Below are 6249 nucleotides of genomic sequence, written 5' to 3' on the forward strand. Positions count from 1 at the left end.
GCACACCCCATGGTGTGCGGCCGGCCCTTCGCGTGACCCCGTCCGGATCTCGGCCGGCTTCCGCCCCCGGCACGCCTCGTGCGGAGTTCAGCCCGTCTTCCTGATCAATGCCAGGTACATGGCGTCGGTGCCGTGCAGATGCGGCCACAGCTGGACGTCCGGCCCCTCGCCCAGCGTCGGCACGCCCGGCAGCAGCGGCCGCGCGTCGATCAGCTCGGCCTGCGGGTACTGCTTGAGGACGTCGGACACCACGGCCCGGGTCTCGGCGAGATGCGGCGAGCAGGTGGCGTACCCGACCACGCCGCCGACCCGGACGGACTCCAGCGCGGTCCGCAGCAGTCCGCGCTGGAGGGGGGCGAACCCGTCGAGGTCCTCCGGCCGGCGCCGCCACCGCGCCTCGGGCCTCCTGCGCAGCGCGCCGAGACCGGTGCACGGCACGTCCATCAGCACCCGGTCGAAGGACCCGGGACGCCACGGCGGACGCGTGCCGTCCGCGGCGATGACCTGCGAGGGCCCCGGATTGCCGGCCAGGGCCTTGGCGACCAGTCCCGCCCGGTGCGGCTGCTTCTCGGCGGCGAGCAGGACGGCTCCCCGCTCGGCGGCGAGAGCGGCGAGCAGCGCCGCCTTGCCGCCGGGTCCGGCACAGCCGTCCAGCCACTTCGCGTCCGGACCGTCGAGCGGCGCGGCGGCCAGGGCCAGCGCCACGAGCTGACTGCCCTCGTCCTGCACCCCCGCCCGCCCGTCCCGCACGGCGTCGATGGCGCCGGGCTCGCCGCCCTCGGTGAGCCGCACGGCGTACGGCGACCAGCGCCCGGCGACCGCCGCGTCCTCCTGGAGCAGCTCCTCGGTCGTGGCGCGGCCGGGCCGGGCGACGAGCGTCACCTCGGGCCGCTCGTTGTCGGCCTCCAGCAGGTCCTCGATGCCGGCCCGCCCGCCGCCCAGGGAGTCCCACAGCGCGGAGACCACCCAGCGCGGGTGCGAGTGCACGACGGCGAGGTGGTCCTCGGGGTCGTCTTCGTAGGGCGGCGCGACCTTCTCGATCCACTCGTCCAGATCGTGCTGGGCGACCTTGCGCAGCACGGCGTTGACGAACTTGGCGCGCCCGTCGCCGAGCACGACCCGCGCGAGGTCCACCGAGGCGGACACGGCCGCGTGGGTCGGGATGCGCGTCCCCAGCAGCTGGTGCACCCCGAGGCTCAGGACGTCGAGGACGGGTGGATCCACCTCGCGCAGCGGCCGGTCGACGCACGCGGAGAGGACGGCGTCGTACGTCCCCTGCCGACGCAGCGTCCCGTACACCAGCTCGGTGGCGAGGGCCGCGTCGCGCCCGTCGAACTTCTCGGGCCCTTCCTTCTCGCGTGCCTTGCGCAGCAGCGGCGGCAGCACGAGGTTGGCGTAGGCGTCCCGTTCGTCCACGGCACGCAGGGCCTCGAAGGCCAGCAGACGGACGGGGTCCTTCTGGGGCCGGCGGTAGGGCTTGCCCGGCTTACGGGGACGTTGGGGCTGCTCGGTCACGAGAAAGGTGCTCCGGATGGCAGAAGGGGAAGGTGCGTCGAGAAGTCGAGAAACGGGTGTCGCGAAGGAGGCGGAGCGCGGCGGCTCGGTGCGGCGCGCCGCACCGGCAGGGGACGTCGGCGAGGGCGCGCCGAGAGGGAGGGACGGACGGGGGAGAACGGTGCGTCCAGCGTACGTCGGCTGCCGGGGTTACGCCCCGACGGCCTCTTCGTCCCCGATCCGGACGCCCCGCGCCCAGTCGGCGGCCCGCATCGGCTTCTTCCCCTGCGCCTGCACCCACAGCAGCTCGACGGCGTACGAGCCGGTGCCGACGTGCACGCTGTTCTTGCCGACGGCGAGCGCGCCCGGAGCCAGGTCGGTCCGCTCGGGGACGGGCCGGACCTGGATGAGCTTGAGCCGCTCGCCGCGGAAGGTGGTCCACGCACCGGGAGCCGGGGTGCAGCCCCTCACCACGCGGTCGACGCGCAGGGCCGGCGCGGCCCAGTCGACCTGGGCGTCCTCGACGGTGATCTTCGGCGCGAGGGTGATCCCGTCGGCGGGCTGCGGCACCGCCTCGATGGCGCCGTCCTCGATCCCGTCCATGGTCGCGGCGAGGAGCCCGCTCCCGGCGAAGGCGAGCCGGGTGAGCAGGTCCCCGCTGGTGTCGGTGGGGCGGATCTCCTCCGTGACCGTCCCGTACACCGGCCCGGAGTCGAGCCCTTCCTCGATGAGGAAGGTGGAGGCGCCGGTGATCTCGTCGCCGGCCATGACGGCGTGCTGCACCGGAGCGGCGCCGCGCCAGGCGGGCAGCAGCGAGAAGTGCAGGTTGACCCATCCGCGCGCCGGGACGTCCAGCGCCACCCGGGGCAGCAACGCCCCGTAGGCCACGACGGGACAGCAGTCGGGCGCGATCTGCCGCAACCGCTCCAGGAACTCCGGCTCCCGCGGCCTCACGGGCTTCAGCACCTCGATGCCGGCCTCCTCGGCCCGCTGGGCCACGGGCGAGGCGACCAGCCTGCGTCCCCGCCCGGACGGCGCGTCGGGTCGCGTGACGACAGCGGCCACCTCGTGCCGCCCGGAGGCGATGAGAGCGTCCAGGGCGGGAACGGCGACCTCGGGGGTACCGGCGAAGACGAGCTTCATGAGTGGGCGGCGCCTCTCGAAAGGACGAACGACGGGCAACGCACAAGTTTATGCCGCCCCCGAAGCCCGGCGACCCGGCCTCCCGACCCGGCCCGACCCGGCCCGACGGGGGGCGTACGCATATGCCCATACGCCCCCACACCGTGACCAGCGGAGCGAACCCGCGTTGGTCAAGAAAGAGTTGACACACCTTCTTCAACGCCGGTTCGAGAGGCTTGTTCATGGCCGACCATGCAACCCACGACGCCCAGGCCCGGGCCAGCCTGCACTTGCTGGTGCGGGACATCGAGCGCGTCCGCCGGCAGGTGGACGCACTGCGCACCCTCACCGCGCAGCTGGGCAACGTCTACCGCCCCCGCCGCTCCGGCCCCTCCACGGGCTTCGTCGTCTACGGGCGCGCCCCCGCCCCGACGGTCCGCCTCGCCCAGGAACTGCGGGACAGCGTCGAGACGCTGGTGACCGCGGCGGTGGACTTCGACCGTTCGCTGGGTTTCTCCTGGGACGCGGTGGGCTCTGCGCTCGGGGTCACCAAGCAGGCGGTGCACCGCCGTTACGGCGCCCGCCGCGCGGCCGCCGCCCAGGCGGCCACCGTCGAGGCGGAGCGGCCGACGGAACCGGCCGGCGCGCGCACGGTCAGCGTGACCACGAGCATCCCCACCGTTCCCACGGTCCCCGCCGCCCGCTCGATGCCGACCCAGCCGACCGCCGGCAGCCCGTCCCTGCGCGACGAGGTGAGACCGACCGCCTTCCCCGGCCCGCGCAACGGCTGACGCGACCACCGCACCTCCCCCACCCCACCTGCCCTCTCGGCCGCACCCGAGAGGGCAGCCGCACGATCCGGCGCCGTCCGCACCATCCAGCCCGTCCGGCGTTTGAGGACGGGGCCCCTTCAGGGCCGAAAGCGGGGTCTGGGGGCGCAGCCCCCAGGGACGGTCACCCGGATCGACCCGCACATTCCCGGCCACCTGCCGGAGGCGAGCCTCACCCGATGTCGGGCGGGTCGATCCGCACCCGGACGGTCTCGTCCGCGCCCCGTCCGGAACGCCCCGCGCCGCCCGTCCTGGCCATCCGTGTCGCCTGCGCAGCCTTCAACGCGGCGGCGAGCGCGGCTCCGCTCCCCGGCGGCACCCGGATCAGCGCCCGCTCCCACTGCTCCCCGGGCGGCGGCGCCCCCGGACGGCGGGGCCGCCCGGCCGGCTCGGGCGGCACCGGGACCGGTCCCAGCACCTCTGCCTCGCCGGGCAGATCCACGGCGGCGAGGAACCCGGTCACCGCCTCCGCCGCGCCCGACACGGCCGCCATCCGCGACACCGGCGGAAAGCCCAGCTCGGCCCGCTCGGCGAGCTCCCGCACCGCGTGTCCCACGGGATCCCAGCGCACCAGCGCCTGAACCGGCCGCAGCGTCGGCTCGGCGACGACGACCACCGTCCCGCCGTCGCCCTGCGGCCGCACCAGGGCGGCGGCGGCGACCCAGCGGCGCAGCGCGTCCTCTCCGGCCCGCAGGTCGGGCCGGCCCAGCATGGCCCAGCCGTCCAGCAGCAGGGCCGCCGCGTACCCGCCCTCGGCGACCGGCTCGGCCCCCGGCGTGGACACCACGAGCGCCGGCGCCCCCGGCACGGTGTCCAGCACGTGCTCGCGCCCCGACGTCCGCACCGGAACGGCGGGGAACGCCCGCCCCAGCTCCTCCGCCGTCCGCCGTGCGCCCACGACCTGAGCCCGCAGGCGGAACGAGCCGCACTCGGGACAGTGCCAGGCGCCCTCCTCACGCCCGCACCAGCCGCACCACAGAGCGCCGCCGTCCCGCGCCTCCAGCGGTCCGGAACAGTGCCGGCACCGGGCGGCGGCACGGCACTGCGCACAAGCCGTCCGCGGCACGTACCCGCGCCGGGGCACCTGGACCAGCACCGGACCGGTCTTCAGTCCCTCGCGGACCGCCTGCCAGGCGAGGGTCGGCAGCCGGGCGGCCCGGGCCGCCTCGTCCCGGGCGAGATCCTGGTCACCCACGGTCCGCACCAGCGGAGCGGTGCGCCGCACCTGCTCCCGCGGGGCGACCAACGGCCGGGCCCATCCGCTCTCGACGAGCTGCGCGCCCTCCACGGTGCAGCTCCAGCCGCCCATCAGGAACCCGCACCTGTCCTGAGCCGCCCTCAGCAGCAGCACCTCCCGCGCGTGGGGCTGCGGCGCGTGCAGCTCGCTGTGGCTGTCGTCCCCGTCGTCCCAGAGGGCGAGCAGCCCGAGGTCCTGGACCGGCGCGAACATCGCGGCGCGGGTCCCGACGACCGCCCGCACGGACCCGCGCCGCACGGCGAGCCACTCCCGGTACCGCTTCTCGGGACCGGCGTCCGCGGTGAGCAGGGCGTGCCGCCCCGGCCCGAGCACCGCCGTCAGCGCCGCGTCGACCCGGGCGGCGGCCCGTCCGTCGGGGACGACGACCAGCGCTCCGCGGCCCGAGGCGAGTGTCGCGGCGACCGCCCGCGCCAGCTCCTCGCTCCACTCGGGCCCCGGCAGCGCGTTCCACACCGCGCGCGGCGCGCCGCCGGACGCCAGGGACTCCAGGAACGCGCCCCCGCGCTCGTACCGGTCCCAGGAGCCGGCCGCCGGCGGGGCGGGCGGCGGCAACGGCTCGGGCGAGGGCCGCTGCTCGGCGCGGGCGTTGCGCGGAGGGACGGCGAGCTGCAGCACGTCGGCCAGACTCCCGGCGTACCGGTCGGCGACGGCCCGGGCCAGCCCCAGCAGCTCCTGGCTCAGCACCCGTTCGGGCGACACCACCTGGGCGAGCGCCGCGAGCGGCCCGGAGTAGTCGGACGCGGCGCGCCGCTCGACGAGGAAGCCGTCGATCAGGCCCCCGCCCTCGCGACGTCCTTCCCGCACCCTCCCGCGCCCCGCTCCGAAGCGGACCCGCACCCGCACTCCCGGCTGGGCGTCGGCGTCGAGTTCGGCCGGCACGGCGTAGTCGAAGTACCGGTCCAGATGCAGCACGCCCTTGTCGACGAGCACCCGCGCGACCGGCAGCTCCTCGGCCAGCGCGGCCCCCCGCCAGGTCCGGGGCTTGGCCCGCGGGGCCTTGGCCTGGCGGACGCTCTCCCGGATCAGCGCGAGCTGCTCCGGCGGCGCGCCCTCCCCGGCCGCACCACCGCCCCCCTGCCCGTCCTCGCTGATCACACCTGCATTCTTACCAAACCGCACTGACAACCAAGGGCGCCCGTAGGCGACCTGAAGCCGGCCCCCCGAGTTCGAGCCGGCCCGGCACGAGTCGTTTCGGCGGCTCGTGGAAGGCCGCAGAAGGACACGGAGGTCACGGGGGCCTTGGGACGGTGTCCGGGCGGCGACGCGCACGGCACGCAGCGAGGCCCGGCCCCCGTAGGGAGGGCCGGGCCTCGGTGCGTCGCCGTGGCGACCGCGTGCCAGGGCGTGTTCGAACGTAGTGCCCTACAGGCCTGCGGCCTTGCGCAGCGCGTCCACGCGGTCGGTGCGCTCCCACGTGAAGTCGGGCAGCTCGCGGCCGAAGTGGCCGTAGGCGGCGGTCTGGGCGTAGATCGGGCGCAGCAGGTCGAGATCGCGGATGATCGCGGCCGGGCGCAGGTCGAAGACGTCGTCGATGGCCTTCTCGAT

The 6249-nt window shown here is 75.8% G+C and carries 5 protein-coding genes; 1 reads left to right on the forward strand and 4 read right to left on the reverse strand.

Going from position 1 to position 6249, the window contains the following annotated elements:
• Positions 1 to 87: 87 nt before the first annotated feature.
• Both ABT300_RS40170 and fmt read right to left on the reverse strand, forming a co-directional pair.
• Positions 88 to 1515, reverse strand: a complete 1428-nt coding sequence (locus ABT300_RS40170) for an RsmB/NOP family class I SAM-dependent RNA methyltransferase (protein WP_351686988.1) — start codon at positions 1513 to 1515, stop codon at positions 88 to 90.
• Between the two features lie 189 nt (positions 1516 to 1704).
• Complete coding sequence (fmt, locus tag ABT300_RS40175; protein ID WP_351686991.1) at positions 1705 to 2637, reverse strand: methionyl-tRNA formyltransferase; 933 nt, start codon at positions 2635 to 2637, stop codon at positions 1705 to 1707.
• A 221-nt stretch (positions 2638 to 2858) separates the two neighbouring features.
• On the opposite strand from fmt, the gene ABT300_RS40180 reads away from it, so the two are divergent.
• On the forward strand, positions 2859 to 3407 hold the full coding sequence (locus ABT300_RS40180) for a hypothetical protein (protein ID WP_351686994.1): 549 nt from the start codon (positions 2859 to 2861) through the stop codon (positions 3405 to 3407).
• 211 nt (positions 3408 to 3618) lie between these two features.
• On the opposite strand, the gene ABT300_RS40185 is transcribed toward ABT300_RS40180, so the two are convergent.
• Together ABT300_RS40185 and ABT300_RS40190 are read right to left on the reverse strand one after the other, a co-directional pair.
• Positions 3619 to 5799 (reverse strand): primosomal protein N', encoded by a 2181-nt coding sequence (locus ABT300_RS40185; protein ID WP_351686997.1) that lies wholly within the window; start codon positions 5797 to 5799, stop codon positions 3619 to 3621.
• A 267-nt stretch (positions 5800 to 6066) separates the two neighbouring features.
• A partial coding sequence (locus tag ABT300_RS40190; RefSeq protein WP_351686574.1) for a methionine adenosyltransferase domain-containing protein occupies positions 6067 to 6249 on the reverse strand: 183 nt, incomplete at its 5' end.

Origin of the sequence: Streptomyces sp. NPDC001027, from assembly GCF_040299045.1 — a bacterium.
In the GTDB taxonomy this organism is placed as follows: Bacteria; Actinomycetota; Actinomycetes; order Streptomycetales; family Streptomycetaceae; genus Streptomyces.

Coding starts and splice junctions, on each gene's coding strand:
- fmt (WP_351686991.1), bottom strand. CDS start 2,637: ATGAAGCTCGTCTTCGCCGGTACCCCCGAGGTCGCCGTTCCCGCCCTG.
- ABT300_RS40180 (WP_351686994.1), top strand. CDS start 2,859: ATGGCCGACCATGCAACCCACGACGCCCAGGCCCGGGCCAGCCTGCAC.